Raw genomic sequence first — 25,226 nt, forward strand, 5'->3', positions numbered from 1 at the left:
GATAGACCCCTTTTAGATAGTAGATTAGTTTTTTTGGAAAATATCTTTTACTTTTTCGAAAGTAGCAATAAGCTGGTCGAGCTCTTCGTCTTTAATGTCACCGAGCAGGTGACTTAAGTATTCATCTACCTGCGTGGATATTTCAACGTAGGCTTCTGTTCCCTGCTCCGTCAGCTTAACGTGCTTGACGCGCTGGTCTTTGTCTTCTTGAATCAATACAATATCGCCCCGGTCGCTCAGCTTTTTCAAGCGGTTGGAGATGGCACTTTTATGGATGCCAAGCATCGACTGCAGTTCTTTTGACGTTAACGAATGATGGGTATGAAGAAGTTCGAGCACTTTCATCTGCTCAATGGAAAATTCCCCCTGGATTTCATAATTAATGTGCTCGTATACTTTATTTTTTCCGTAGACCATGACATCACTGAATAATTCGGTTGCCCGCTGAAGCTTTTGGTTCATAGTAGTATACCCCCTAAACTAAAAGAAGTTTACCCCATAAACTTCTTTTAGTCAATAAAAAGGCCACCCTTTTATAAGGTGGCTCAAGGCTTGCTGTTTTCAGAGCTTAAGAGTGGCAGCAGCGATCCGCTTGACCCCTCTGACTGCAGATAGATCCTCTGCCAGCTGGAGGGCAGCCCGGTCTTTTGCTTTGGCTTCGACCATAAAATCGACGGACGTATTTAATTTCCGGAGCTCTTTCATCATTGGGTCGAGAAACGTCGAATCCACGTAATCCGCATGACTGCGGAATTCTTTTTCCGTTTTCGGAGAAGAGGCATGAATTTTGGGAGGGAGGCCGGTCCTGTCCCAGGTGTTGAAAAAGCGTGGAAGAAGCGTGCTCAATTTTTCATCATCGCTGTGATTGGCAGCAAAGTGATGGTAATCAAACATTAGAGGAATGCCTTCTTTCTCGCAGATATCAAGTACTTCGGATGTGGTATACGTTTTATCGTCGTTTTCAAGCGTCATCTGCTTTTTGATAGGCAAGGGAAGGCTTTTAATATTTTCATGAAACCGTTCAACGGCGGCTTTTTTATTTCCATATGCTCCGCCAACGTGAAGGTTAATGTAGGTGTCTTTTTCTATTCCCATCGCTTTGGTCATTTCATAGTGATATTCCATGTCTTTTACAGCGTTTTCCGTTACTTCCGGTTTATCGCTTGTAAACAGTGTAAATTGATTGGGATGAAAGCTCGGACGGATGTCGTGTTTTTTTACAAGGGTGCCAATTTCTTTATACAGATCTTTGAACGGTGTGATGTAATCCCAGGCTGCCTCTTTATGGGTGGCAAGAGGCACAAGCGAAGAGGAAAAACGATACAGCTTGATTTCCTGAGCTGCGTTATAATGAAGCATACGGATGGTATTTGTTAAATTTTTTTCGACAGCCTGATGCAGTTTATCTTTTCTTTCAGCAGGGGACCAGGCTTTCCAACGGGAAAGTGTCACGGTGCTTGCGGGGGTCGCCTCCCACAGATGAAGCGCCTGCGAGACATAACCAATACGAATAATCATCGTAAAAACTCCTTTAAGGATTATAGTGGAAATATTTTCATGAATGTAATAGCATGTACCAATAGCGTAATGAACACAGTATTTCCTCTATTCCCTATCAGGGGAAAAGATAACAGCGCAGGAAAGAACACAGAAAAAATAAAGGAGTAACGATAGTGTTAAAAAAAAGATGGATAGCTTTAACAGCCCTGCTGCTGCTTGCCGCAGGGGCATATTCCCTCTACCATCTGGTCTACAAAGGCGATCCGGAAGAGCAGAGACAGCAGGAAGACCAGCTTGCAGAAGAAGAAACCCAAAGAGGGGATTATATGGATTATTTTGAACAACAGGCACAGGAAAATGGAGAACTGCGGGTCGCTGTAATCGGCAGCAGTGTGGCCAGAGGAATGGGGGCAAGTTCCGCTGCAACCAGCTGGGCCGGGCTGCTGAAAAGCGATCTGGAATCAAGAGAAGAACTGCAGGAAACGACAATTACATTTGGTAATTTTGGAATGAACGGGTACAAAGCGAAAGACCTGCTTGAAGAAGGTGTAGTAGACAATATGATTCAGGCCAGACCGGATTTTATTGTATTTGAAACAAGTGTGATTAACAGTTACCGGCAGGGGGAAGCTCTCGATACAACGATCGATTCCATTGATACCTTAATGAAACAACTGGAAACAGAGCTGCCGGATGCAGAGATTGTTGTTATGTCTCCCAACCCGCTCGAAACATCCTCAGCTAATATTAGAGGCAATACATATTTAGATTATTTAACAGAGACACAGGATTATATTATAGAAAATAACTGGAATTATGTAGACAGCTATACAGAAATAGAAGCGCAGCGGCAGGAGCAAGGGTATAACATTGAAGACATTCTTGAAGACGGAATTCATCCAAATGATACAGGGTACAGCATGTGGTATGACGTGCTGAAAAGGTATTTATTTTAAAACCGAAAGCTTATGCTATACTAAACCCAAAACGCTGCCATAAGAGGAGGCTCTTCCCATGGTTAAGTCGGTGGACCGCGCACTACGAATGATATCTATCATCAGCAGATATAAAGAAGGGATAGGGGTAACCGGCTTAGCAGAGGAGGTGGAAGTTACGAAGAGTGCGGCTTTCAAAATCCTTACTACTCTGGTGGAGCACGGTTATGTAGAACAGGACAGAACGACGAAAAAATACAAGCTGGGCTACAAATACCTGGAGCTGAGTTCTCTTCTTCTGGACTCAATGGATATCCGTACGCAGGCCCGTCCATTTCTTCAGGAACTGGAAGAAGAGACAAATGAAGTGATTCACCTTGTGGTGATGGACCAAGGGCAGATGGTATATATCGACAAGCTGGAAGGGTACGAAACCCTCCGTATGCATTCAAAAGTAGGGAGGCGGGCTCCGGCTCATTGTACCAGTGTGGGGAAAATGATTCTGGCCCATTTGTCTTCTGAAGAAGTGGATCATGTGCTGCAGGTGCAGGGAATGGCTCCGCACACGTCCTACACTATTACTGATAAAGCAGCGCTGTTAAGAGAACTGGAAACAGTCAGAAACAGGGGGTACGCAGTGGAAGAGCAGGAAAATGAGCTCGGTATTACGTGCATTGCAGCGCCGGTGTTTGATAATAAAAAACGGATTACAGGGGCAGTCAGTATTTCCGGCCCTTCCATCCGAATGTCTAAAGAACGTATTCAAAAAGTCAGCCCGCTCCTAATAGAAGTAACGAATCGAATTTCTTCAAGATTGGGATATATTAAAGCGATATAGGACTTGTCGGGATGCTTTAGGTTCCCGGCTTTTTTAGTTTATATATATATACAATTTGTAAGCGCTTAAATTTGTATACTCATCCATATCTATTTGTCGGGGAGAATATTACGATAAAAAAAGAAGTAGAGTATGACAGAATTTACAGAAAATAGAGAAAAATGTTGATTGTAATAAAAGCGCTTTCATTGTATGCTTTTATTATAAAAAGAAACGCAGTTTCTTATTGAGAAACAATGCACTATATACTATTTTTTATAAAAATGATTACGAAGGGGGAAACACTATGAACACAGGTTTATTAGCATTACTGTCGCTGCTTCCTATTTTAGTTGTAGGAATATTTCTTGTCGGGTTAAGGTGGCCGGCAAGTAAAGCGATGCCGCTGTCTTTACTTGTAGCAGTGCTGCTTGCATTATTTGTCTGGGGGGTACCGGGAAATGTAGTTGCCGCTGCTTCTCTAAACGGTCTCATTACAGCCGGAACGTTGTTGTTTATTATTTTTGGAGCCATTCTTCTATTAAACACCCTTCAGGAAAGCGGAGCGATGCGGACGATCCGCCAGGGCTTTACTGATATTTCGCCGGACCGCCGTGTTCAGGTTATTATCATTGCCTGGCTGTTTGGCTCATTTATTGAAGGGTCAGCAGGGTTTGGAACGCCGGCGGCAGTGGCAGTTCCGCTTCTGGTAGGACTTGGATTTCCAGCGATGGCAGCCGTTGTTGCCGGAATGATCATCCAAAGTACGCCGGTTTCCTTTGGAGCAGCAGGAACGCCGATGCTTGTGGGCGTACAGACAGGGCTTTCCGCAGACGCCTCCATCACATCTAACTTTCTTGCCCTTACTACGGAAATTGCCGGACAGGTAGCCATTCTTCATGCGATTGCCGGATTGTTCATTCCGCTGTTTGTAGTGGCAGTCATGACCAGATTTTTCGGGAAAAACAAATCATTTGCCGAAGGTATTAAAATATGGAAATTTGCGTTATTTGCTTCTCTGGCAATGACTGTTCCCTACGTTATCGTAGCGAATGTGCTTGGTCCTGAATTTCCGTCTATGATTGGCGGACTTGTCGGTCTTTTGATTGTTATTACAGCTTCCAAAAAAGGATTTCTTATGCCAAAAGGTGATGACATCTGGGATTTCGACGAAAAATCCAAATGGGATCCGGAATGGACTGGAAGTATTGAAATTAAGGATATTGGTCATAAAAGTGGCAGCATGAGCATGGTAAAAGCCTGGACGCCATATGTATTAATTGGATTATTCCTGGTTTTATCCAGACAGGCGTTTCTGCCGTTTCAAGGAATGCTTCAGTCGTTAACGCTGGAGTATCCAAGTATATTTGGATCTGACATAACAGCAAGCTTTCAACCTTTATACTCACCGGGCTTCACGTTTATCGTTGTATCGGTGATTACATTTTTCATTCATGGCATGAACACCCAGGCTTACGCAAGGGCGTGGGCGCAGTCAGGAAAAACGATGCTGGCCGCTTCTGTAGCTCTCATTTTTACAGTCCCTATGGTGCAGGTCTTCCTGAACTCTTCGGGAGGCACCGCCGGATATGATGAAATGCCGGTTGTACTGGCAAACAGCGTTGCTTCGCTTACCGGAGAATTATGGCCGATCTTTGCAACCTTTGTAGGGGGACTTGGGGCATTTATTGCTGGGAGTAATACGGTAAGTAATATGATGTTCTCCTTATTCCAATACAATGTAGGTACGCAGATTGGTGTTAATCCAAACTGGGTGGTTGCACTGCAGGCTGTCGGCGGGGCAGCCGGAAACATGATCTGTGTGCATAACGTAGTAGCCGCGTGTGCGGTAGTAGGACTGGTCGGTAAAGAAGGATTAATTATCCGGAAAACACTGCTTCCTTTCTTCTACTATGCGCTGATTGCAGGTTCGATCGGCTACTCTATAGTATGGGTCGGAGAAAAAGGATTCTTTAATCTCGGTACCATCATTGCAGCGGCTATTGTATTCTTCGTTATTTACATTATCGCGACCAACAACAAAAGATTAAAGAACGACATTCAAAACAGAAAAGCTGTATCATAAAACAAAGAAGCAGCCGTACTCTCCATGTGAAAGGGGAGTACGGCTGCTTTGTTTATTTTCTTCGGTTTTTCGTGAAATACGTGACGTATATATATTTGATGACGAAAAAGAAAACAAGAAAGAAGAAGATAAATACAAGCGTATTCAAAAACCAGTTTACGTTCAAATCCACAATGTAATGCAGGAACAGGTTTGTTAATAGAGCGGATGCAAAGGCAACAAAAAACGTACTGTTCATTAAACTATCGTATCCCCGGGATTTATTCAACTCCGTCACGCTCCTTTATATGAAAGAATACTACTCTATACCCTATAAACAGAATGCGATAACCACCGTCCGTTTATTTTAGAAATTGAACATATGTTCGGTTTACAGTTATTTCAAAATAGCGCATAATCATAAAGGCAATACAGAAGCAGTTATGCCCTAGTAGCTCAGAGGAAGAGCAACAGCCTCCTAAGCTGTAGGTCACAGGTTCGAATCCTGTCTAGGGCGCCATTTTTTACAAGCAATTTAACAATTATCGCAATAGAAAAGAATAAAGCACGGATGCTTATAAAAAATAAGCTCCGTGCTTTTTGGTGAGGAAATAAATATTGCTGCTCTAAACTAGTTAAAGAGGGAATTTATTATATATTTACAATATAGTAAAGTGTTCATCAATCTTCTTCAGTAATCTCTACTTCTACCTCTTCAGGTTCATCTTCTGCAGGGTTTGGCATGTCTTCCGGCAGGTTCTCCTCCGGCAGAGCATCATCTCCACAGGCTGCTATCACAAGAAAACATAAGATGAAGAAACTGTGAACAGTCATTTTTTTCATAAAAAATACCTCCTGGTATATAATTACTGTATTTTTTATGCGCTGCTTGTATATTAATTGTATCATTATTCATATGGGCAATAAAAATGTTCACCTAAGGATAAAAAAAGCGGGCCTTTCATCTTTTTTGGGTGAGGTCCGCTTTTACAGTAATGAAGATATATTATCTATTTATACGAGAAATAGGGCAGGGTATCAGGCATTGGCACGTCTAAAGCTTAACGTAGCTAATAGAATAAGAATGACGGTAAAAACAAAAATAAATGCGATCTCCATCGCAACGGTAAGCGTGGTTCCGAACAGCTGAAGGTTGAGGCCCATCGCTTCCCGAATCATAGGGGAGAGGCTCTCCACATCTATCATTATTTTCTTCATCACATCGACACCGTAAGTAACCGGGTTGAGTTTGACGACGACGTCCATCCAGGCGGGCATATTGTTAATAGGAAACAGCGCACCTGATAAAAAGATCATCGGCATAACAAGAATCTGAACAATGAGCTGAAAGCCCTGAGTGGAACGCAGAAAGCTTGCAATCAATAATCCAAATGAAGACAGAGCGCAGGCGAGCAGAAACATAAATGGTATCACAAGCAGCAGGGAAGTGAGGCTGTAATCAATCCCAAGAAACGGGATGAGAAGAAAAAGCATGATTCCCTGAAAAGTAGCAATCGTAGAAGCGCTTAATACTTTTCCGATTGCAATGCTTACTCTTGAAATTGGAGAAACGAGTATTTCCTTCATATAGCCGAAGTTCTTGTCTTCAATAATAGATAATGAAGAAAAAATCGAAGTCATCAAAAGAGTCATCGAAACAATCCCCGGAAACACAAACTGCAGGTAATGAAAATCATCTCCGGCATCGGGCATACTACTTCCAATCAAGCTCTCCATCGTGCCGCTCATGCCTCCGCCAAAAATAAGCAGAAATAAAATGGGCATCGAAAAGGAGCCGATCAAACGGGCACGATCCCTGAAAAAACGGGTGATATCTCTAATCCATATTGCAAAAATACCTTCCATAGCTTTATGCCTCCCTTCTACTGTTTGTCAGGTTCCGTGCTGCCGATATTCCGTCCGGTAAAAGAAAGAAATACGTCATTTAATGTTGGCTTTCTAATGTTCAGCCGGGTTAAAGGTACATCCAGATTTTTAATGAATTCGGAAATAAAAGCATCACTGCTTGCTACTTTTAAATAGATCATATCTTCTTTTGTGGTTACTTCCGCTTCAGGAGCTTTTGCCTGAATTTCAAGAAGTGCTTTTTCATTGTCCTGGGTGGAAAGCTCAATAATGTCACCGCCCAGCGTGTTCTTTAAGTTTTCCGGAGAGTCCATTGCAATAATTCTGCCATGATCCATAATAGCGATCCGGTCGCTGATTTCCGCTTCATCCAGGTAGTGGGTGGTTAGAAACATCGTGATGCCTTCTTTTTCTTTTAAGCGGAGAATATATTCCCAGATATGGGCTCTTGTCTGTGGATCAAGGCCGACTGTCGGCTCATCGAGAAACAGCACTTTCGGATAGTGAAGCAGGCCGCGGGCGATTTCGAGGCGCCTTTTCATTCCACCGGAGAACGTTTCCACTCTGTTTTCTTTTTCTTCCACGAGGTCCACGATCATCAGCACTTCTTGAATCCGTTCTTTTCTCTTGGCACGGGGCACGTTATAAAACCGGCAGTGAAGCATCAGGTTTTCCTTTGCCGTCAGCTTCTCGTCAAGCGTATTCTCCTGAAAAATAATGCCGATGCTTTTTCGGACATCACGGCGGTCTTTATTCCCGTCAAAGCCGTTAATAGTAATGCTTCCACTTGTCGGGGCAAGCATCGTGCAGATCATGTTGATGGTGGTACTTTTCCCGGCTCCGTTCGGTCCGAGGAAACCAAAAATTTCTCCTTCCTTGACGTCGAAATCAATGCTATCAACGGCTTTTTTGTGTTTATATGTTTTGATGAGCTGACGAACTTCGATAATATTATTCATTCTGCCACCTGCTTCTGTTATAATTAGTTATGATATCATAACTAATTATTCCTCTTTTACGAAGGGAAGTCAATTGATCTATACAGAAAAAGACAGGAAAGATAAAATAGAGGTGCGACGATGACACTAACAAAAGAACAGCAGGCAGCAGATCGGCTGCTTGCCGTATTTCCGCTTATTAAAAGAAAGCTAATGCCCCCTATGCAGACCCTCCACTTCGACGGCCTGCATCATACGCATTTTATTATCCTGCGCATGCTTCAGGAAAAGCACAACATACGGCCGACTGATCTTGCGAAAGAAATGGGCATTCAAAAATCAAATATAACGCCGTTGTTAAATAAGATTCTTGAACACAAGCTGGCGGAAAAGCGCAGAGATGAGAAAGACAAGCGGGTCATGTATGTAAATCTGACAGAAGAAGGAGAACGTTTCCTGTTAGAACAGCATGGCTTATTTCATGAAAGTGTGGCAGGGAAACTGCAGTCTCTGGAAGCCGGCGACCTTGATAAATTGTCTGCCGCCGTTCATTCTCTTGAAGAAATATTACTGAAAATAGAGGAGGAGTAGCATGGAACAAGTGAAGCAGGATGGTATATATAAGTCGGTTTGTCCGCTTGACTGTCCGGATCAGTGCGGGCTGCTGATTCATAAAAAAGAAGGTCGTATTGAAAAAATAGCAGGCGATCCCGATCATCCGGTAACAAAAGGAGCGATCTGCAACAAAGTTCGTCATATGACAGAACGGCTGTATGATGACAAGCGCCTGACTCACCCTTTGAGGCGGACCGGTAAAAAAGGAGACGGCACCTTTGAACGTATTACCTGGAAAGAAGCAATAGAGGAAATAACAACGCGCTGGAACCAGCTGATAGAAACGGAAGGGCCGCAGAGCATTCTGCCGTACAGCTTTTACGGAAATATGGGAAACCTCAGCGCGGAAGGAATGGGGCATCGCTTTTTTCATTACCTGGGCGCCAGCCGCCTCGAGCGGACGATTTGTTCCACTGCCGGCGGCGTCGGCTATAACTATACGATGGGATCGAGCATAGGGACCGATCCGGAAGACACAGAGGAAGCGAAATTAATTATCTTTTGGGGGATTAATGCGGTCAGCACAAACATGCACCAGATTACCCTGGCTCAAAGGGCAAGAAAAAAAGGCGCCAAAGTAGTCGTCATTGACGTTCATAAAAACCAGACCGGCCGTTTTGCCGACTGGTTCATTCCTATAAAGCCCGGTACAGATGCGGCCCTGGCTTTAGGGATGATGCATATTTTATTTGCAGAAGAGCTTGTAGACCGTGATTTCCTGGAAAAGTATACGGTCGGCTGTGACAAGTTGGAACAGGAAGCGGCCTCCTACACTCCCGGAGTGGTGGCAGCTATTACCGGGGTCAGCATCGACGATTTATATGAGCTGGCGCGGATGTACGGCAAGGTGGAGCCGGCGTTTATCCGCATCGGCAACGGCATTCAGCACCATGACAATGGCGGTATGTGCGTCCGTACGATTGCCTGTCTGCCGGCACTGACCGGCCAGTGGTTGAAAAAAGGAGGCGGAGCCATTAAAGGCAACAGCGCCGTTCTTGCTTTTAATACAACCGCCATGCAGCGCCCGGATCTACTGGCGGATAAACGAACGCGCACTATTAACATGAACCAGATTGGTGAAGCGCTGGCAACAAAAACAGAGTCCCCGGTCCGGTCGATGTACGTGTATAACAGCAATCCGGCGCTTGTGGCACCGGACACTAATAAAGTGCATCAAGGGTTGGCGCGCGAGGATTTATTTCTGGTTGTCCACGATATGTTTGCAACGGAAACTGCCCGCTACGCCGATATTGTGCTCCCAGCGGCCTCCAGCTTTGAAAGTACTGATTTTTATACCTCGTACTGGCATCATTACGTCCAGATGCAGCAGCCGGTAATAGACGCTTACGGGGAAAGCAAAAATAATGCCGAAGTCTTCCGTCTGCTGGCCGAAGCAATGGCATTTGATGAGCCGGCTTTGTATGAAGATGATGAAGAGATGATTGCCCAGGCTTTCAGAAACACTGGAAATGACAGCGCGGCGCATGTTACACTGGGAAACTTGAAACAGGATCACTATATAAAAGCACAGCGCTCCGAAGCCTGGCTGGAACGTCTTGCTACGCCGAGTGGAAAAATTGAATTGTTTTCAGAGAAAATGGAGAAAGCCGGGCTTCCCGGGGTGCCGACATATCAGCCGCTTCCTGATGAAGAAGGGGATTTTCTGTTTATTCCGGCGCCCAATCACCATTTTCTGAATTCTACTTTTGCCCATAATGCGAAGCACACCAAACTTGAAAAACAACCTAAAGCATTTCTGAATGATAAGGACGCGGAATCTCTGGGAATTAAGGATGGGGATATGGTGCGCCTGTATAACCCGCGGGGGGAGTGCTGTTTTCCGGCATCGGTTGGAGATGCAGTTCTTTCCGGCGTAGTTGTCACGCAGGGGCTTTGGGCAGAAGCACCAGGTACGGCAAGGCGCGTGAATGACTTGACGCCGGACAGGCTGGCAGACATGGGCGGCGGAGCAACGTTCTTTTCCGGACGCATTCATGTAGAAAAAGCGGAAGTGTGATAAAATAATGGTTACTCAGAAGGCCTTCTTCGCTGGAGAAGGCTTTCGCGAACGGACAAGGAGCACGGATATATGATTATTCCATTAGATTTGGAAGACGCTGATACCGCACAGTGTATTTTGGAACTGCAGCGTACGGCCTATCGGATTGAAGCAGATATGATGGAAACAGATGATATTCCCCCTATGCGCGACAATGAGTCCGCTCTCAGAACGTGCGGGGAATCTTTTTATGGCTATGAACGGGACGGTATCGTGATTGGACTGGTCTCCTACCAGCTGAAAGATGGTATGCTTGAACTCTGTCGTCTGGTCGTGTCCCCTTCATATTTTAGAAGAGGCATCGGCAGGCAGCTCGTCCATTTTGTACTCCGCCAGCCTTCCTGGGACCTTGCTACAGTATGTACCGGAAGTGTGAATGAACCCGCACTCTCGCTTTATAAAAGCACCGGTTTTCAGGAGGCCGAGGAACTCGAAGTGTCTCCCGGGATCATCCTGACACGTCTGGAGCAGGCAAAAGAAGGCTCCGCGTGCATAAAGAAAACGTCTTAATGAAAGAAACAACACACGCCGCAGCAGGGCGTGTTTTTTTCTAATGCATACAGCAGGAAAAGTGTGGATACATGCTTTTATGGGAAGATATAATAGAAAAGACTTTCAGCACAGAAAGGAAGCGAATAATATGAAGTACCGGAGATTAGGAAAAACAAATTTAGATGTATCTGTTATTGGTCTGGGAACGTGGCAGTTTGGGGGAGAATGGGGCGTCGATTACAAACAGAAAGAAGTAGATGCCATCTTCGCCAAAGCGGAGGAAACCGGCATCAACTTTATTGATACGGCAGAATGCTATGGAGATCACTTATCTGAGAAATTCATAGGAGCAGCCATTGAAAATAACAGGGAGCGCTGGGTGCTCGCCACGAAGTTTGGTCATAAGTTTCATGATTTGTATGAGCGTACCCGCCATTATGATGCAGAAGAGGTGCAAAAGCAGCTGGAGGATTCCCTGAAAGCCCTGCGCACCGATTATATTGATATTTATCAGTTTCATTCCGGCGTGGATGAAGAATTTGATAATGACGCGTTGTGGACGATGCTTGATAAGCAGGTGGAAGCCGGCAAGATAGGGCATATCGGCCTGTCCATCAGCAAGAATGATAATACGTATCAGACAAAGCATGCCACACACGTTGGAGCCAAAAGCATGCAGATTGTATATAACCGTCTCGACCGGACACCGGAAGAGGAAGTATTTGCCCTCTGCGAAGAGCAGGATCTTGGCGTCATGGCCCGCGTTCCTATGGCAAGCGGTTATTTAAGCGGCAAGTATAAGCCCGGCGCGGTCTTTGCCGACAACGATGTCCGTCACCGGCACGACAAAGAAGAGACACGCCGGAAGCTGGAAATGGTAGAAACACTGTATAATACGGAAGTACCGGAAGGTGTTCCCATGTCTCAGTGGGCTTTGGCATGGTGCCTGAAGCACCCGGCTGTTTCCACCGTAATTCCCGGCTGTAAAAATCCGGAGCAGGTAGAAGCGAACGCAAAAGCTGCAGACTTGGATATTGTTACTGACAATCATCCGCAGGCTGTTTCAAAGTAAACGAAAAAGGTCCCGGCTGATGCAGGGATCTTTTCTTTTGTCTCAAACGGCGCTTTGCTTTTCTTCTAACGGGGGCTTCTGTATATTAGAGAAAGTACAATACATAGGTAAAGCGGGGTATTAGATGAGAAATACTGCTTGGGATCACTGGTTGTTTCGTTTTTTTCTAGTTTGGTACAGTATTGGTGTCGTTCTTCTGCTGCTTGATCTTGTGCCGTCCTGGCTGGAATGGGCCAACGCTGTTTATTTATGGGGAGCCGGACTGATCGGTGCTGTTTACCTGGCGAGAACCTACGGAACGGCGCTTGGTACTGTACTGGCAGTGATTATTTTCTTCTTTTCAATGACGCTGGAAGGGATCGGCGTCCAGTATAACTTGTTTTTCGGAAGCTACGAGTACAATTCTGATTTTGGAATTATGATTCTTGGCGTGCCGCTTACAATTGGTGCCGCCTGGGTGGCGATTGTAGCGACATCGCACAACATCGTAAAGTATATATACTGGCTGCTTCCAACAGCAAGCAGGTGGCGCCGGGCGCCGGGGTTTATTTTTCTGGGAGGTTTACTGGTAGTCGGCATTGATTTTGTACTCGATCCGGTTAACTACAAGCTCCAGGAATATTGGCTGTGGAATGAAGGAGGCTGGTATTATGATATTCCTTTTTCTAATTTCCAGGGCTGGTTTATTATTGGCATCCTCATGCATGCGCTTTTGTTCTTCGTCCTGCGCAATCATGCCGGCTTTAAGCTGAATCGTTCCGCCTACTGGGAACCGAGGGCTGCTGTTGTTTATGTCTTGATGACGGCGATGTTTACAATTCTTGCTGCGGCTGGAGGGCTGTGGCTTGCAGCAGCGATCGGCCTGCTGTTAATTGGCGTATGCACCGTTATTATCATTCAAGGGCATAAGCTGTCGCAGAGACGGCGCTTAAGCCGTGTCCGGTGATCAAGCTGTGAAACAAACAAGCAAAGCAGACGGGAGCCTGCTTTGCTTGTTTTTAATCAGCGTTGTTTTTTGTCGATCCAGCGCCTGTTCCAGCCATCCACCTTTTTTTTGGCAGGATAGATGGTGACAGCAAGCACTGCGAGAATAACAAAGGCTGCGATAGGCTGGCTTCCGAGCAGGAAAACAACGACGGCAAGAGCAGCCAGGAAATAAATAAATCCCAGAATTACGTATATAATGAAAGAATCCATTTATTTTCACCTCTTTTGCTGGGATTTTGAATTGCTGCGCTTTTTATAGAGCGCTGTGAAAACAGGAAGCATGGAAAATAAAAAAAGAACAAGAGCCCCGCCTGTCAACAGCAGAAGCAAATCTCTGGAAAGCAGCGAAAAAAGAGCCTGTTCATATGGATCGAGTAATAAATACGTTCCGGTCAGACACATTAAAAGAATGAAAGAAAGCAGAGGGAAAAGCAGCATCCGTAACATGGGTATTCCTTCTTTCCCAGTATGAATACCAATATTTTACCATTAATCGTGTATAAATACGTAACAGAAGTGGAGAAGAAAAGGAGGAAAAAAATGAAGCATAGTAAATTTAAGATCTTTCTCGTAGTCATCTGGATTCTGCTCGGCGTGTGGAATCTTGGGCTCGGGGCGGCTGTTTATTTTTTCACCGGCAATATTCTTTGGACACTTGCTCATGTTATGGCCGGAATTATGTTTTTAGCCGTCAGCGTATGGGTAAAAAAGAAGAATACGATATAAAAAGAAAGAAGGCCCGCCATGAACAGATATCCGGTTATTTTATGCTATCACGGCGTGACAGAGGATAAAAGCGAAACGGATGAGCTGGTTTCCTATATTGGTGATATAAAAGAACAAGTAAACATGCTGCGGGACAAAGGCTATATATTTATCCACCCTTCAGAGTTTGCAGCATGGTACGAGGGACGCCCCGCCGGCCCTCCACCGGCTGTCATTCATTTTGATGACGCTCTGAAAAGCATGGACCCGGCCGCGCAGTGGCTCATACAAGAAAAGATTCCCTTTGGTGTTGCGGTTATTGCTTCAAGACAGCGAAAGCGCGTACCGGAAGAAGGGTACTTATCGTGGGCTCAGCTCGCAGCCTATGTGCAGAGCGGCTGGACTGAACTGCTGCATCATACGTATGATGCCCATCATTATGTATTAAATAAAGAAGAGGGGACAGCCGCAGGGGTGCCTTTTCTGGAAGGACCGCCGTGGATGGAAGACGGAATTGTGATTTGGGAAGAAGAGGCAGAAACGCCGAAAGTATATGAACGAAGGCTGGTGGAAGACTCATTGGCCTTTCCTCTGTTCGGCACGGATTTGGAAGCGAACCGGCCCATTGAATCCTCCATTACCTTTCAACCGGTGGAAACTGCGGATGTTCAGGACCTTACCCTATTTGCCTGCGGGCATGTCGGAAAGCCTTACGAGGCAGAGGTGGAGATACGGATAAATGAAACATCCGTATTTAAGGGCCCTCTTTCACCGGATTGGACGGAAAATGACTGGACGGTGTTTTCTTTTAATGAAAACATAAAAGTAAAGCACGGAGAAGAGACGACCGTCCGCTTTATTACCAGTAGTCAAGGCACCGGTATGTTTCGTGCGCATGCGAGGCTCAATACCAAACAAAACAGCACCGCCTTTAGTACGGACGTGTCCGCGGACTTCACAGCCGGTAATCCCTGGCCGGTAAAACTGTTAGGGATACTCGGCAGCGGCAAAGGTTCGCCGATGAACGACCGGAATTATCAGCAGCTGATCCGGGAAGATATGCAGCGTTGGACTTCTGCAGTGGAAACGTACCTGGACGCAGAGTGGATTTGGCATGAAGGAGAAATAGAACAAAAGCATCCGATCGAAAAAGGCACAGCCGGCACAGATTCGGCTGGAGACACAATACAGGCTGTTTTTTCCTACAAAGCCCCGGCTGATTTCACAGGGGAGCTCCTACAATTCAACTGGGGCCGCCCGGAAGGCTCCTGGTATCCATTCAGAATGAACGTTACTATCCAGGAATTAGAGAACGGAACCCGCATGGAAGCCGCTTCTTATGTTCCCGGATGGGAAGAAGAGGAAGTGGCAATAAAACCATACAGGTTTCAGAAAGGAAGAACCTATATAGTAACGCTGGAAACAAAAGGGCTTCCTGCCGAAAAAGAGGGTTTTCTAACAGTAAGACAGGATACAAGCCCTTTTGTTTTTATGGAAGCGGCGGTACGAAACAAACAGCGGAAGGCGGATGGTTTTTGTTTTCCGTTTGGTGCCTACTATCCTCAATGGAAGGAAGCGGGAACCGCAGTACACCCTGTAATCCGGGAGGTTCTCGAAGAAGAAAACCTGCAGACGGGGTGGAGTGTTTATCCGGAACGCATTCGTCCCGAGGCAGAACCAGCCGAACCGGGACTGCGGCATGACCGCTATGCCCTTCCGAGGTTTATGGTATACGGAGATGAAGACAACGCGTCGATTCTCCGGCAGCTGGATGTTTACACGGGCGGCCTTTTCCATCAGAAATCGGAGCGGAAGCAAAAGCCCCCGAGGCAGATATCCATTGAATACGATGCAGCCGGAACGGCGGTGCTGCGGCGCCACTCTTTTGCGTATGCTGCTTTTGATACGTATTACTTTGAACATGACGGACACATTGAGCCGGGCCGCATAAATGACAAAGATAAGCAGGCGGCGAAAGACCATGGAGCGGCTGTATTGCTTGTGTTTTCCAATTTCAGCTTTGAACTGGATGAACCGGATGGAGCTGTGGCTCACAGCGTTCTTCAAAATAGATCTACTTATATTACTCAAATTGCAGAAATCTGCGAACAAGGCAGCTGGGACGGAGTCACCATTAATCTGGAGTGGGTGTATCCCGGGGACCGGGAGGCGATGAATGAGTTTATATCCGAATTAGCCTCCGTTCTTCATCGGAAGGAGAGGCTGCTGCATCAAACGGTTCCGGCTGTAACCGGTACTTCCTATGATTTGGAGGAATGGACCGGCTGGGCGGATTATCGATTTCTGGCGGAACGCGTAGATGCTTTGAAAATCATGTCCTACACGGAGGGGGTGGACGATGAGCCTCCTCAGCCCCACGCCCCGGATGCGTTTCATCAGAAGGTGTATGATTACGTGGACCAATCGATCAGAAAAAAAGATCGAGAAAAAATTCTGGTCGGTGTGAATGCGTTTGGCCGCATATGGACAAAGCAGGAGGACGGCTCCTTTCAAGGCAGGTATGTGACTACCCATGAAGCGGTTGCAGAAGCGGTTCTTCATAAAGCGTATATTAAAGAATACAAAGACGGGGAATGCTTCTGGGAAACAGAAGAGGCGGCCTGCTATTTTTCGTCGCCTCTTACGATAGAAAGGGCCGAGCGGACGGCACGGTCCCGGGGATATGGGGGTATCGGCATATGGAAAGCCGATGACGGGGACGTGCTGGATTATTTTCATATAAACAAAACCACTGACAAAAAGAAAAAGCCTTTTTATAAAAAGTGGCTTCCATGGTAAACAAAAAAAGAGAAGGCAGCGTAGCTGCTTTCTCTTTTTGTATCGTTATGATGCTTCTGGGTTGTTCTCTTCCAGATACGGCACAATATTTTCTTCGTAAAATGGAGTACTCAGTAGAATACGGTTTGTCCAATGCGGGTCTTCATCAGCCATAATTACCCGGGGGGCAAGGATATGAGTGCCTTCCATGCCTTGTTCCCTGGAAATATCTGCAAGCTCCTCAGAGCCTGCTCCGAACGGATAAGCGAACTCGGTTACTTCAATATCGAGTTCAGATTCAAGCACGTCTACACTTTTGGCAAGGTCTTCCGCAAACATATCATGATTTTCTTCATTTAGGAAAATAGCTTTGTCTTGATTTTCCTCAGCGAGCTTATGAAGATCATGGGTATGCGAGCCGATTGTGGCCAGTCCGCTGTCGCGGAGGGTTCTGAGGTCTCCCCAGTCCGCAAGCGGCTGGCTTTCAAAATCGTATTCGCCGACCTGGCCGGAAATAACAAATACAGTAAAAGGTATATCCCGTTCTTCGAGTATAGGAAGAGCTTCGTCTACAATACTTTTATCTGCATCGTCAAAAGAAATCCATACGCAGTTGGGAGGAAACTCCCCCTGCTCCTGATACTCACGAAGTTCATCCGGAGTAACAAAAGTGGCATTCTCTTCGATCATCTTATCGAGCTGATCTTCGAAGTCGTCAGAGTAAACCGTATACGTTGTCAGTTCATCAGAATTGGTCATCGTTTCGACGCCTTTAGTAAAAGCGTTGCTGTCTTTTATCCGGTGATAGTTCAGACCAAGACACCCGTCGTTGTTCAACGGTTCCTCAAGCTGGTGAATTTTTTCGCTTTCAGCCTGGTAATGGGGAATAAGAAATGCAGCCATTCCTCCTATAACCGCAATAACCAGAAGTATGCTCATTCCTTTTTTCAATCTCATGACCGCTTCCTCTCTTTAAGAATTTCCGTTACCGGACTTTTGGTAAAGGTGACATAGCGTGAACTTTTTAGTTTTTCTATATCCTCTTTAGACATAAGCTCCAGATCTGCCATGTCTTTTACTGTAGATGTTTTTGGATAGCTTCTTCTTCGTAAAGAGCCGAAACGGTGGTAATTGTATTTTCTCCAGATCAACAGCAAAGCGACCATCACGGCAAATGCAGCAAGCGTACTCAGCATGAATACCCGTATTTCGCCATTCGTTATTTTAAAAGTAATTTTTAACAATCGCGAATAGGGATCGTTAATATACAAGGCGGCGCTGATAAAGAACCAGGCGACCATAGCACTGTAAGCCCACAGCACCAGAGTCAAAATAATAGAGACAAAAGATGCCAGGTAAGACTGGCGGGACTGTATTATGAATCGGTTTTGCGCTGGCCACGATCGGGGCTGTTCCATGTAGCATATCCTCCTTTAAGACGGGACTTAATTGTTTTCGGCATAGCGGCTACAACAACAAATGCGTTAATAAACCAGTAGAAAATAGGGTACCAGGCAGCCCAGAAGTAATAACGTTTAATCTGGTCATACTGAGAGTCGATTCGTATCGAAACAAACAGTTGAATCAAGCATAAAAGCACGAGAGCAAATGATGTAAAGGTCAGCCAGATAAGCAGATCCTGCGGTGAGTTGGAAAACATAATCAAATAGAAGGTGACAGTTACCCACGCAAAGGACCAGACTGTGCTGATACACTGCTCGATATAAATCGGCCAAAGTCTGCGGTGTTTCCAGCTGAACATTAAGTACCAGTAACGGAACATTACTTCCTGGCCGCCCTGGGCCCAACGGACGCGCTGATTCCATATTCCCTTAACGGTTTCCGGAACAAGCATCCAGCACAAAGCACGCGGCTCAAAACGGATATCCCAGAAATTAGCCTGAAGTTTCCAGGAGACCGCAATGTCTTCTGTAATCATGTCGCGGTCCCACAGCTTTACGTCAATGAGTGCTTTTTTACGAAAGGCTACCACAACACCGGAAACGGTCATGATTTTTCCGATAACACGCTGTGTTCTTTTAATGGAGCCGATAATAGAAGCATATTCTACAAGCTGCATACGACTGAGTAGCGTATCACGGTTACGGATTCTCGGGTTTCCTGTAACGGCACCGACTCTTTCTCCTTTATGAAAGAAGTGACGGACAAGGTGGTGAATTGCATAAGGATCCAAAATGGCATCACTGTCTACACAGACAAGGTATTCTGCGTTGGAAGCATGAGCCGCCATATGGAGGGCGTTTGCTTTTCCTTTATTTTCAAGGCAGTCAATTACTCTTAAATTCGGATAATGTTCAACAAGGTCATGAAGGGCATCGCTTGTATGATCACTGCTTCCATCATTAACCGCGATAATATCAAAAGACGGATATGGAAGTTCGTGAAGAAGGCGTATCGTTTCCCTTATAGTTTCTTCTTCGTTGTAACAGGGTACTAAGATATTAACATGAGGCCAATCAATTTCATTTAAATCGAGCGGCTCTCTGCGCTCCCTGTACCAGGCAAAAATTAAGGCTCCGGCTATCCAGAATAGCGACAGTAAAAAAGGAGCAAGGAACACAAACGGGGACGACCATTGTATAAACTGATTAGATGATTCAAACCAAGCGGGCATTCGCAATCTCCTGTTCTTTAAAAAATTATTTATGAAACTCTATAACGAACGTAACGATAGTATAGACTCGTTCTTTATAAAACACAACAGGGTATTGTGTTTTTTCTGGGAAAGTATTTACATTTTCCTTTCATCACAGTGTGTACAACGATATATTTTATTTATATTAATTTCTTATAACGAACAAATTTCGTAAAAAAACCCTGGTAAGCAAGGAACAAGCACCTTTGAAAAAGGAATGGTATAATTATTTCTGGATTCGAAATATCAATTGAAGGAGCGATACTATGCAGCACGTAACATTGAATAATGGATTGAGCATGCCCCAGCTTGGGTTTGGAGTATGGCAGGTTGAGGACAATGAAGCAGCATCCGCAGTAGAAAAAGCGATTCAGACAGGCTACCGCTCCATTGATACAGCAATGATTTATAAAAACGAAAATGGCGTAGGCCGGGGAATTAAAAACAGCGGTATTAATCGTGAGGATTTATTTATAACAACAAAAGTATGGAACGCTGATCAAGGTTACGATAATACGATTCGTGCTTTTGACGAGAGTCTGGAAAGATTGGGTATGGATTACGTTGACCTTTATTTGATCCACTGGCCGACACCGGAATTTGATAATTATGTCGATACGTATAAAGCAATGGAAAAGCTGTATAACGATGGAAAAGTAAAGGCAATCGGCGTTTGTAATTTTGATGTGGATCATCTGCAGCGTCTGTTGGATGAGTGTGACGTTAAGCCGGTGCTCAATCAGATTGAATGCCATCCATACCTTGCCCAGAAAGAAGTAAAGGAATTCTGTGCCAAACATGATATTTTTGTGGAAGCGTGGAGCCCATTAATGCAGGGTGGAGATGTTTTGGAAGATGAGGCTGTGCAGAGTATCGCACAAAAGCACAGCAAAACGCCGGCACAGGTTGTTCTGCGCTGGCACCTGGAGAACAATTCTATTGTCATTCCTAAATCCGTTACCCCATCCCGGATTGAAGAGAACTTTGATGTGTTTGACTTCGAGCTGACTTCAGAAGAAATGCAGAAATTAAACGAATTGGACCGCGGGGAAAGAAAAGGACCGCTTCCAAGTGAAATGAATACACGATAATCATTGAAAGGCGCCTTCCCGGCGCTTTTTTTTTATGAAATAACAAAACGATTGACAATACATTATATTGTAACTATAATGGTTACAATGGTGGTGAAGAAATGATTAATACTCGATTCTCAGTAGCTGTCCATATTTTGGCTCTATCTGCTACGGTGCCGAGAGAGCAGCTGACATCTGAATATATTGCCGGAAGCGTAAATACGAATCCGGTCGTTATTCGCAGAATAGGAAGCATGCTGAAAAAAGCAGGGCTCCTTGAATCACAGGCGGGCATCCGCGGTTTCGCGCTGGCTGGACAACCGGAAGCAATCACGCTTTTGGATATTTATCAGGCGGTGCAGAAAGAAGAAGAGGCATTGTTTGCGATACATCCAAGTCCTAACCCGAACTGTCCGGTGGGAAAAAACATTCAAGGTGCTCTCGATACAGCTTTTCACAGCGCCCAGCAGGCAATGGAAAAGGAATTGGCCGGTTTAACGCTGAAAAATATTATGAATGATCTCTTTTCTTAAGAAAGAGATTTTTTTTACCACCGTAATGTAACAAAAATAGTTACAAACAGGAGGATGACAGATGAATATTGGAATTATTGGAGCAACGGGTAAAGCAGGGAAATTTATTACAAAAGAAGCATTGAACAGAGGACATAAAGTAACGGCAATGGTTCGGGATGCATCCAAAGTCGATACGGCCGATGTATCTGTAGTGGAGAAAAATATATTTGACCTTACAGGAGAAGACCTGGCACCTTATCAAGTAGTAGTTAACGCGTTTGGTTCCTTTGAAAGAGAACCTTATGTAAGGGCGGGGGAAGTGCTGATCCCGGCACTGCAGGCAGTCGATACTAAGATGCTCGTTGTAGGAGGAGCAGGAAGCTTGTACGTTGATAAAGATAAAACGACCCGGCTTATTGATACGCCGGAGTTCCCGGATGCTTATAAACCGATGGCCGGCGGCATGGGAGAGCTGTTGACGCATCTTGAAAAAGCAGAAAATATCACCTGGACGTTTTTGAGCCCCTCTGCCATGTTTGATGCAGATGGTGTGAAAACTGGTTCTTACGAAAAAGGGAAGGATCACCTGCTTGTAAACAAAAAAGGGGACAGCTATATCAGCTATCCCGATTACGCAGCAGCTGTACTCGATGAAATAGAACATCCGCAGCACGTTAACGAACGCTTTACCGTTGTAGGGGAAGCAGAATAATTCCCCGCCCCCCTGGGGGCTAATACATATGTTTAATGGTTTTGTAGTAATTGCCCCAATGCGGCTTTCTTCCATCAATGTCTTTAAAGCCGTATTCTTCGGACAGCCCCCAGCTGGAAAGGTGGCGGCCCGTTTTCGAAAAAACCTTTGGATCAGCGGCAAGCGAAGCTATCGCGCGTCCGACGAAAAACGGCGTCTCCGACTGGGAAAAATGCGAATCCTGAACAGCCGCATCCTGCCAGTTGCTTTCACTAACCCCAAAGTGATCCAGCATTTCCTCGGAGCGGAGAAAGCCCGGCGTGATCGAAACAGCAGCTATATTATAAGGGCTCAGCTCCTCGGACATCGAAGTAACGAGATTAATAATAGAAGATTTGGCTAGTGTATAGTAGAGATTGCCGCGGTAGCTGTAATCGGTGCCGTCCGTTATTTCCACGATCAGACCGCTTCGTTTTTTGATCATCAGCCGAGCGGCATAATAGCTTGTAATCATATGACTGTGAACAGCACGTTCCTGCATCATCAGGCCGTTGGAAAGGTTGTGCTTCCAGAAGGGAGTGTTCCATTCCGTCCATTTTTCTCCGCCCCAAATATCATTAACGACGAGATCGAGCCGGCCCTGCTGCTCGCGGTCTATTCGTTCAAATAAAGCTTCCACTTCGGAAACAACCGTATGATCCGTTCGTACCGGAATACCCTCACCGCCGTAAGCAGTCACCATTTCTGCGGTGTCGTCAATCGTTTCCGGTCTGTTCAAGTCAGATGGAGCGCCCCGGGTGCTTCGTCCAGTACAATAGACCGTTGCCCCGGCTTCCCCGAGCATGACTGCGATTCCCCGGCCGGCTCCGCGGGTGGCACCGGCAACAAGCGCAATTTTGCCTTCTAAAGCTTTCATTTTCTGCCGCCTCCTTTTTTATAAAGTCTGGGTACTAAAAAGAGAAAAGCGCAGTAATGACATTTATATACTATAACTATCCCGCTTTATAAATAAAAAAACAAGGCTCAGATATAAAAATCTGCCTTGTTTTTTTTATTATTTGGACTGGGCCATCTGCTTCATCAATTTCTCCATTGGAGGGAGTTTGGATGTTAAATACACTTCGACTCCAATTTGTTTAGCGACAGGCATGAGTATGTCACAGATTTCCGGATCAGCGGCTAAAATCTGGGAAGGGCGTCCTTTTAAATGGTTAAAAATAATGTTTACTAGTTTATTCTGCAGGTACGCTGCTCTTTTTAAGAATGGAAATTCTTTATGGTCAATCATTTTTTCGTTATTTGCGTTAAACCAGATAGAGCTTTCTACAAGCAGTGGACGCTCTTCTTCTTCGCTTTGAAGAGCATTGGGAAGTGTAAAAACACCGAGCGCAAGTTTTGTTTTAATCTGCGGCTGCTTCTGGAGGCGGGTCATTGTCCACTGGTCTACTTTCAACCCTCCGGTATAGCGGAGAGGCTCGTCTGAAGACGTAAAAGGAAGCTCGGTGTCGACCCATTCGCTGCCTGTATATAGACGGGCCCGGCGCTGTCTTTTAGACGTTTCTTCGAGGAAGTTCTCGTCGTTTCGAACGTGATCATCAATGACAGCGGCCTGTTCAAGCACTTTCGCCATAAATACGGCTTCCGAAGAAGTTAAAAACCACGGATAGTAACCCGGCAGCATGCTGCGGATAACGGGCCATTGCTGTCCTTCGCCAAAGGAAGCACCAGCTTCTTCAATAATGCGGGCATCGTCTGTTTCCAGGTCTTCTTGTCTGTCAAACGTTAGAATGATGCACTTTTGATGTAGTGCCTGGTAATTATTTCCGTGAAGAAGGCTGTAAAGAGCGTCTTTGCCTTCTTCTCCATGATAGACGGCAATCCCGTGCACGCTGGTGTTTCCTTTCAGGATGCTGCAGTAAGCTGTTTCGTCCGTCTGTTCATCCCGGACAATAAAGATTTCCTGGTCTTCGATCCGCTCCCATGGAGCGAGGCGATGAAATGTTTTTGCTTGTTCGAAGAGGTTTTTCCATTCGGATGCAGTTGCCTGCTCAGCCGAAGGAATACCTGGTACAGCAATGTTTTTGCTGCTGCCGGACGTCACGCCTTGGTTGGATGCTGCCTGCAGGGAGGCAAATGCTTCATTCAAGCGGTGTTTTTCTTTTGTTTCATTGAACTCTTCGCCGTGCTGTTCTAAAGGCTTTGTTACTTTAATGCAGAGCGGGTATGTTTTTTTTGAATCTGCATCCACGATTTTTTCAAGTTGAACGAGGTAGCCGGCTGCGCTGTCTGCGTCTGATTCGTAAAGCGCCTGGTCTTTTTCTTCTTTCAGAACAGAAGCCAGGGAAGCTTCGTGATCAAGCGGCGTATTTTCTATAGAAAAAGTATAAGAAGCTTTCTCTTCAAGCAGAAAGCTGGTCGCTATAATAGAATGAACATCGGCAAGTGGTGTTTGGCCGTCAAGCTGAACACGTCTCCAGACAGGAGGCTTGCTCTGCTTTAGTTGCAGTTTTAATTGATAAATCATAAAAAGAACCTCCATTTTGTTAATATCTATACTTTCTGGTCTTTCTCACGGTAAAATAAAAGACACACAGCATTAAAAATACCACAACCACCGGAGGTTCACAATGACTGAAAAGATAGATACGAAAAAAAGGCTCCAAACGAGAGAGTCTCTTATAGAAGATATGCGCTCCATTGGAATAGAAGAAGGGATGACGCTGATCGTCCATTCTTCTCTTTCCTCCATTGGATGGGTGAGCGGAGGTGCTGTGAACGTCATACTGGCACTGATGGATACGGTAACCGAAGAGGGCACCATTGTGATGCCGACCCAGACCCCGATGCTGTCTGATCCGTACGAATGGAATGATCCTCCCGTCCCGGAAGAATGGCATGCCCGCCTGAAAGCGGATATGCCGGGATATCATCCGGCTTATTCTCCTTCATCCGGTATGGGGACCATTCCTGAAACCTTCCGTACCTTTCAAAATGTCAGAAGAAGCAGTCACCCGGCGGTTTCTTTTGCTGCCTGGGGGAAAAACAAAGACGTTCTAATGGAAGGCCACCCCCATGATTTTGCTCTTGGAGAAAACAGCCCCCTCGGAAAGTTATACAAAGCAGGTGCGTATGTGCTTCTGCTGGGAGTGGAATTTGACAGCAACACAAGTTTTCATCTGGCTGAATACCGGATTACCTACCAGGATAAGATAAAAACAAGTCACCCGGTCATTGAAAATGGAGAAACCATTTGGAAAGCCCGGGAAGATATTGAATTCAGGGAAGAGTTATTTGTGGAGCTGGGAGCAGATTTTGAAAAAGAAGAGGACGTAGGGTTTGGCAAAATCGGCTCTGCCCATATCAGGCTTTTTAAAATGGAGGACTGCGTCAATTATGCGGTTCGCTGGTTTAAGCAGAAGGATAAAAAAACAAACAAAAAACAACAGAAAAGAAGGCAGTAGG

General features: G+C 45.4%; 27 protein-coding genes and 1 tRNA gene. 15 read left to right on the top strand and 13 right to left on the bottom strand.

The features are described from left to right. Positions 1–24: 24 nt before the first annotated feature. Positions 25–462, bottom strand: coding sequence for a MarR family winged helix-turn-helix transcriptional regulator (locus tag AC5W14_RS04575; protein WP_496193791.1), 438 nt, complete (start codon positions 460–462; stop codon positions 25–27). A 99-nt stretch (positions 463–561) separates the two neighbouring features. Continuing rightward, on the bottom strand, positions 562–1,518 hold the full coding sequence (gene uvsE, locus AC5W14_RS04580; RefSeq protein WP_496059948.1) for a UV DNA damage repair endonuclease UvsE: 957 nt from the start codon (positions 1,516–1,518) through the stop codon (positions 562–564). Between the two features lie 155 nt (positions 1,519–1,673). Here uvsE and AC5W14_RS04585 point away from each other — a divergent pair, with 155 nt between their 5' ends. The 3 genes from AC5W14_RS04585 to AC5W14_RS04595 all read left to right on the top strand — a co-directional run bounded on the left by AC5W14_RS04585 (position 1,674) and on the right by AC5W14_RS04595 (position 5,338). Then, positions 1,674–2,456, top strand: a complete 783-nt coding sequence (locus AC5W14_RS04585; protein ID WP_496059947.1) for an SGNH/GDSL hydrolase family protein — start codon at positions 1,674–1,676, stop codon at positions 2,454–2,456. A gap of 58 nt (positions 2,457–2,514) precedes the next feature. Continuing rightward, entirely contained in the window at positions 2,515–3,273 is a 759-nt protein-coding gene (locus AC5W14_RS04590) for an IclR family transcriptional regulator (protein WP_496193792.1), read from the top strand. A gap of 286 nt (positions 3,274–3,559) precedes the next feature. Further along, complete coding sequence (locus AC5W14_RS04595) at positions 3,560–5,338, top strand: L-lactate permease (protein ID WP_496193793.1); 1,779 nt, start codon at positions 3,560–3,562, stop codon at positions 5,336–5,338. A gap of 52 nt (positions 5,339–5,390) precedes the next feature. On the opposite strand, the gene AC5W14_RS04600 is transcribed toward AC5W14_RS04595, so the two are convergent. Next, positions 5,391–5,606, bottom strand: coding sequence for a hypothetical protein (locus tag AC5W14_RS04600; protein WP_496059944.1), 216 nt, complete (start codon positions 5,604–5,606; stop codon positions 5,391–5,393). Positions 5,607–5,762: 156 nt separating this feature from the next. Between AC5W14_RS04600 and AC5W14_RS04605 the strand changes: the two genes are divergently transcribed. Further along, positions 5,763–5,837, top strand: a tRNA-Arg gene (locus tag AC5W14_RS04605). Between the two features lie 161 nt (positions 5,838–5,998). Here the strand turns inward: AC5W14_RS04605 and AC5W14_RS04610 are convergent. The 3 genes from AC5W14_RS04610 to AC5W14_RS04620 all read right to left on the bottom strand — a co-directional run bounded on the left by AC5W14_RS04610 (position 5,999) and on the right by AC5W14_RS04620 (position 8,142). Continuing rightward, positions 5,999–6,160, bottom strand: coding sequence for a hypothetical protein (locus tag AC5W14_RS04610; RefSeq protein ID WP_496059943.1), 162 nt, complete (start codon positions 6,158–6,160; stop codon positions 5,999–6,001). A 195-nt stretch (positions 6,161–6,355) separates the two neighbouring features. Continuing rightward, entirely contained in the window at positions 6,356–7,183 is an 828-nt protein-coding gene (locus AC5W14_RS04615) for an ABC transporter permease (RefSeq protein ID WP_496193794.1), read from the bottom strand. Between the two features lie 17 nt (positions 7,184–7,200). Beyond that, complete coding sequence (locus AC5W14_RS04620) at positions 7,201–8,142, bottom strand: ATP-binding cassette domain-containing protein (RefSeq protein WP_496193795.1); 942 nt, start codon at positions 8,140–8,142, stop codon at positions 7,201–7,203. A gap of 120 nt (positions 8,143–8,262) precedes the next feature. On the opposite strand from AC5W14_RS04620, the gene AC5W14_RS04625 reads away from it, so the two are divergent. The 5 genes from AC5W14_RS04625 to AC5W14_RS04645 all read left to right on the top strand — a co-directional run bounded on the left by AC5W14_RS04625 (position 8,263) and on the right by AC5W14_RS04645 (position 13,305). After that, on the top strand, positions 8,263–8,712 hold the full coding sequence (locus AC5W14_RS04625) for a MarR family winged helix-turn-helix transcriptional regulator (RefSeq protein ID WP_496059940.1): 450 nt from the start codon (positions 8,263–8,265) through the stop codon (positions 8,710–8,712). A gap of 1 nt (position 8,713) precedes the next feature. Continuing rightward, the gene (locus AC5W14_RS04630) at positions 8,714–10,753 is read left to right on the top strand and encodes a molybdopterin-containing oxidoreductase family protein (protein ID WP_496193796.1); all 2,040 of its coding nucleotides are present in this window, start codon (positions 8,714–8,716) and stop codon (positions 10,751–10,753) included. A 72-nt stretch (positions 10,754–10,825) separates the two neighbouring features. Continuing rightward, a complete protein-coding gene (locus tag AC5W14_RS04635; protein ID WP_496193797.1) occupies positions 10,826–11,305 on the top strand; it encodes a GNAT family N-acetyltransferase in 480 nt (159 codons plus the stop codon). Between the two features lie 130 nt (positions 11,306–11,435). Beyond that, positions 11,436–12,359: an aldo/keto reductase gene (locus tag AC5W14_RS04640; RefSeq protein ID WP_496193798.1), complete on the top strand. Its 924-nt coding sequence runs from the start codon at positions 11,436–11,438 to the stop codon at positions 12,357–12,359. Positions 12,360–12,483: 124 nt separating this feature from the next. Continuing rightward, on the top strand, positions 12,484–13,305 hold the full coding sequence (locus AC5W14_RS04645) for a carotenoid biosynthesis protein (protein ID WP_496193799.1): 822 nt from the start codon (positions 12,484–12,486) through the stop codon (positions 13,303–13,305). 56 nt (positions 13,306–13,361) lie between these two features. On the opposite strand, the gene AC5W14_RS04650 is transcribed toward AC5W14_RS04645, so the two are convergent. Together AC5W14_RS04650 and AC5W14_RS04655 are read right to left on the bottom strand one after the other, a co-directional pair. Next, positions 13,362–13,556 (bottom strand): hypothetical protein, encoded by a 195-nt coding sequence (locus AC5W14_RS04650; protein ID WP_496059935.1) that lies wholly within the window; start codon positions 13,554–13,556, stop codon positions 13,362–13,364. A gap of 6 nt (positions 13,557–13,562) precedes the next feature. Beyond that, complete coding sequence (locus tag AC5W14_RS04655) at positions 13,563–13,793, bottom strand: hypothetical protein (RefSeq protein ID WP_496193800.1); 231 nt, start codon at positions 13,791–13,793, stop codon at positions 13,563–13,565. A 93-nt stretch (positions 13,794–13,886) separates the two neighbouring features. On the opposite strand from AC5W14_RS04655, the gene AC5W14_RS04660 reads away from it, so the two are divergent. Both AC5W14_RS04660 and AC5W14_RS04665 read left to right on the top strand, forming a co-directional pair. Further along, positions 13,887–14,072 carry a hypothetical protein gene (locus AC5W14_RS04660; protein WP_496059934.1) on the top strand — a complete coding sequence of 62 codons (186 nt, stop codon included), beginning with the start codon at positions 13,887–13,889 and terminating at the stop codon, positions 14,070–14,072. Positions 14,073–14,090: 18 nt separating this feature from the next. Continuing rightward, positions 14,091–16,850, top strand: coding sequence for a glycosyl hydrolase family 18 protein (locus tag AC5W14_RS04665; protein WP_496193801.1), 2,760 nt, complete (start codon positions 14,091–14,093; stop codon positions 16,848–16,850). A gap of 45 nt (positions 16,851–16,895) precedes the next feature. Here the strand turns inward: AC5W14_RS04665 and AC5W14_RS04670 are convergent, their stop codons facing one another. The 3 genes from AC5W14_RS04670 to pgaC are packed head-to-tail and all read right to left on the bottom strand — an operon-like array spanning position 16,896 to position 19,464. Beyond that, entirely contained in the window at positions 16,896–17,768 is an 873-nt protein-coding gene (locus AC5W14_RS04670; protein WP_496059932.1) for a polysaccharide deacetylase family protein, read from the bottom strand. Positions 17,769–17,782: 14 nt separating this feature from the next. After that, positions 17,783–18,247 (bottom strand): poly-beta-1,6-N-acetyl-D-glucosamine biosynthesis protein PgaD, encoded by a 465-nt coding sequence (pgaD, locus tag AC5W14_RS04675; RefSeq protein WP_496193802.1) that lies wholly within the window; start codon positions 18,245–18,247, stop codon positions 17,783–17,785. After that, on the bottom strand, positions 18,205–19,464 hold the full coding sequence (pgaC, locus tag AC5W14_RS04680) for a poly-beta-1,6-N-acetyl-D-glucosamine synthase (protein WP_496059930.1): 1,260 nt from the start codon (positions 19,462–19,464) through the stop codon (positions 18,205–18,207). Before pgaC ends, pgaD begins: the two co-directional genes overlap by 43 nt. 287 nt (positions 19,465–19,751) lie before the next feature. On the opposite strand from pgaC, the gene AC5W14_RS04685 reads away from it, so the two are divergent. The 3 genes from AC5W14_RS04685 to AC5W14_RS04695 all read left to right on the top strand — a co-directional run bounded on the left by AC5W14_RS04685 (position 19,752) and on the right by AC5W14_RS04695 (position 21,785). Further along, positions 19,752–20,576: an aldo/keto reductase gene (locus AC5W14_RS04685; protein WP_496059929.1), complete on the top strand. Its 825-nt coding sequence runs from the start codon at positions 19,752–19,754 to the stop codon at positions 20,574–20,576. A gap of 101 nt (positions 20,577–20,677) precedes the next feature. Then, the gene (locus AC5W14_RS04690) at positions 20,678–21,091 is read left to right on the top strand and encodes an Rrf2 family transcriptional regulator (RefSeq protein WP_496059928.1); all 414 of its coding nucleotides are present in this window, start codon (positions 20,678–20,680) and stop codon (positions 21,089–21,091) included. A gap of 61 nt (positions 21,092–21,152) precedes the next feature. Continuing rightward, positions 21,153–21,785: an NAD(P)-dependent oxidoreductase gene (locus tag AC5W14_RS04695; protein WP_496059927.1), complete on the top strand. Its 633-nt coding sequence runs from the start codon at positions 21,153–21,155 to the stop codon at positions 21,783–21,785. Between the two features lie 19 nt (positions 21,786–21,804). Here the strand turns inward: AC5W14_RS04695 and AC5W14_RS04700 are convergent, their stop codons facing one another. Then, positions 21,805–22,680 carry an SDR family oxidoreductase gene (locus AC5W14_RS04700; protein ID WP_496059926.1) on the bottom strand — a complete coding sequence of 292 codons (876 nt, stop codon included), beginning with the start codon at positions 22,678–22,680 and terminating at the stop codon, positions 21,805–21,807. A 138-nt stretch (positions 22,681–22,818) separates the two neighbouring features. After that, positions 22,819–24,288, bottom strand: coding sequence for a DUF7309 domain-containing protein (locus AC5W14_RS04705; RefSeq protein ID WP_496059925.1), 1,470 nt, complete (start codon positions 24,286–24,288; stop codon positions 22,819–22,821). Between the two features lie 103 nt (positions 24,289–24,391). On the opposite strand from AC5W14_RS04705, the gene AC5W14_RS04710 reads away from it, so the two are divergent. After that, complete coding sequence (locus AC5W14_RS04710) at positions 24,392–25,225, top strand: AAC(3) family N-acetyltransferase (protein ID WP_496059924.1); 834 nt, start codon at positions 24,392–24,394, stop codon at positions 25,223–25,225. Position 25,226: the final 1 nt, after the last annotated feature.

Source organism: Sinobaca sp. TMA16-18 (assembly GCF_059510535.1).

What these genes read in the sequence shown, in the direction of transcription:
- AC5W14_RS04710 (WP_496059924.1), top strand. Translation starts at nt 24,392, where the DNA reads ATGACTGAAAAGATAGATACGAAAAAAAGGCTCCAAACGAGAGAGTCT.
- AC5W14_RS04640 (WP_496193798.1), top strand. Translation starts at nt 11,436, where the DNA reads ATGAAGTACCGGAGATTAGGAAAAACAAATTTAGATGTATCTGTTATT.
- AC5W14_RS04650 (WP_496059935.1), bottom strand. Translation starts at nt 13,556, where the DNA reads ATGGATTCTTTCATTATATACGTAATTCTGGGATTTATTTATTTCCTG.
- pgaD (WP_496193802.1), bottom strand. Translation starts at nt 18,247, where the DNA reads ATGGAACAGCCCCGATCGTGGCCAGCGCAAAACCGATTCATAATACAG.
- AC5W14_RS04655 (WP_496193800.1), bottom strand. Translation starts at nt 13,793, where the DNA reads ATGTTACGGATGCTGCTTTTCCCTCTGCTTTCTTTCATTCTTTTAATG.
- AC5W14_RS04615 (WP_496193794.1), bottom strand. Translation starts at nt 7,183, where the DNA reads ATGGAAGGTATTTTTGCAATATGGATTAGAGATATCACCCGTTTTTTC.
- AC5W14_RS04695 (WP_496059927.1), top strand. Translation starts at nt 21,153, where the DNA reads ATGAATATTGGAATTATTGGAGCAACGGGTAAAGCAGGGAAATTTATT.
- AC5W14_RS04625 (WP_496059940.1), top strand. Translation starts at nt 8,263, where the DNA reads ATGACACTAACAAAAGAACAGCAGGCAGCAGATCGGCTGCTTGCCGTA.
- AC5W14_RS04685 (WP_496059929.1), top strand. Translation starts at nt 19,752, where the DNA reads ATGCAGCACGTAACATTGAATAATGGATTGAGCATGCCCCAGCTTGGG.
- AC5W14_RS04610 (WP_496059943.1), bottom strand. Translation starts at nt 6,160, where the DNA reads ATGAAAAAAATGACTGTTCACAGTTTCTTCATCTTATGTTTTCTTGTG.
- AC5W14_RS04660 (WP_496059934.1), top strand. Translation starts at nt 13,887, where the DNA reads ATGAAGCATAGTAAATTTAAGATCTTTCTCGTAGTCATCTGGATTCTG.
- AC5W14_RS04665 (WP_496193801.1), top strand. Translation starts at nt 14,091, where the DNA reads ATGAACAGATATCCGGTTATTTTATGCTATCACGGCGTGACAGAGGAT.
- AC5W14_RS04645 (WP_496193799.1), top strand. Translation starts at nt 12,484, where the DNA reads ATGAGAAATACTGCTTGGGATCACTGGTTGTTTCGTTTTTTTCTAGTT.
- AC5W14_RS04670 (WP_496059932.1), bottom strand. Translation starts at nt 17,768, where the DNA reads ATGAGCATACTTCTGGTTATTGCGGTTATAGGAGGAATGGCTGCATTT.
- AC5W14_RS04690 (WP_496059928.1), top strand. Translation starts at nt 20,678, where the DNA reads ATGATTAATACTCGATTCTCAGTAGCTGTCCATATTTTGGCTCTATCT.
- AC5W14_RS04595 (WP_496193793.1), top strand. Translation starts at nt 3,560, where the DNA reads ATGAACACAGGTTTATTAGCATTACTGTCGCTGCTTCCTATTTTAGTT.
- AC5W14_RS04700 (WP_496059926.1), bottom strand. Translation starts at nt 22,680, where the DNA reads ATGAAAGCTTTAGAAGGCAAAATTGCGCTTGTTGCCGGTGCCACCCGC.
- AC5W14_RS04705 (WP_496059925.1), bottom strand. Translation starts at nt 24,288, where the DNA reads ATGATTTATCAATTAAAACTGCAACTAAAGCAGAGCAAGCCTCCTGTC.
- AC5W14_RS04635 (WP_496193797.1), top strand. Translation starts at nt 10,826, where the DNA reads ATGATTATTCCATTAGATTTGGAAGACGCTGATACCGCACAGTGTATT.
- AC5W14_RS04590 (WP_496193792.1), top strand. Translation starts at nt 2,515, where the DNA reads ATGGTTAAGTCGGTGGACCGCGCACTACGAATGATATCTATCATCAGC.
- AC5W14_RS04630 (WP_496193796.1), top strand. Translation starts at nt 8,714, where the DNA reads ATGGAACAAGTGAAGCAGGATGGTATATATAAGTCGGTTTGTCCGCTT.
- uvsE (WP_496059948.1), bottom strand. Translation starts at nt 1,518, where the DNA reads ATGATTATTCGTATTGGTTATGTCTCGCAGGCGCTTCATCTGTGGGAG.
- pgaC (WP_496059930.1), bottom strand. Translation starts at nt 19,464, where the DNA reads ATGCCCGCTTGGTTTGAATCATCTAATCAGTTTATACAATGGTCGTCC.
- AC5W14_RS04620 (WP_496193795.1), bottom strand. Translation starts at nt 8,142, where the DNA reads ATGAATAATATTATCGAAGTTCGTCAGCTCATCAAAACATATAAACAC.
- AC5W14_RS04575 (WP_496193791.1), bottom strand. Translation starts at nt 462, where the DNA reads ATGAACCAAAAGCTTCAGCGGGCAACCGAATTATTCAGTGATGTCATG.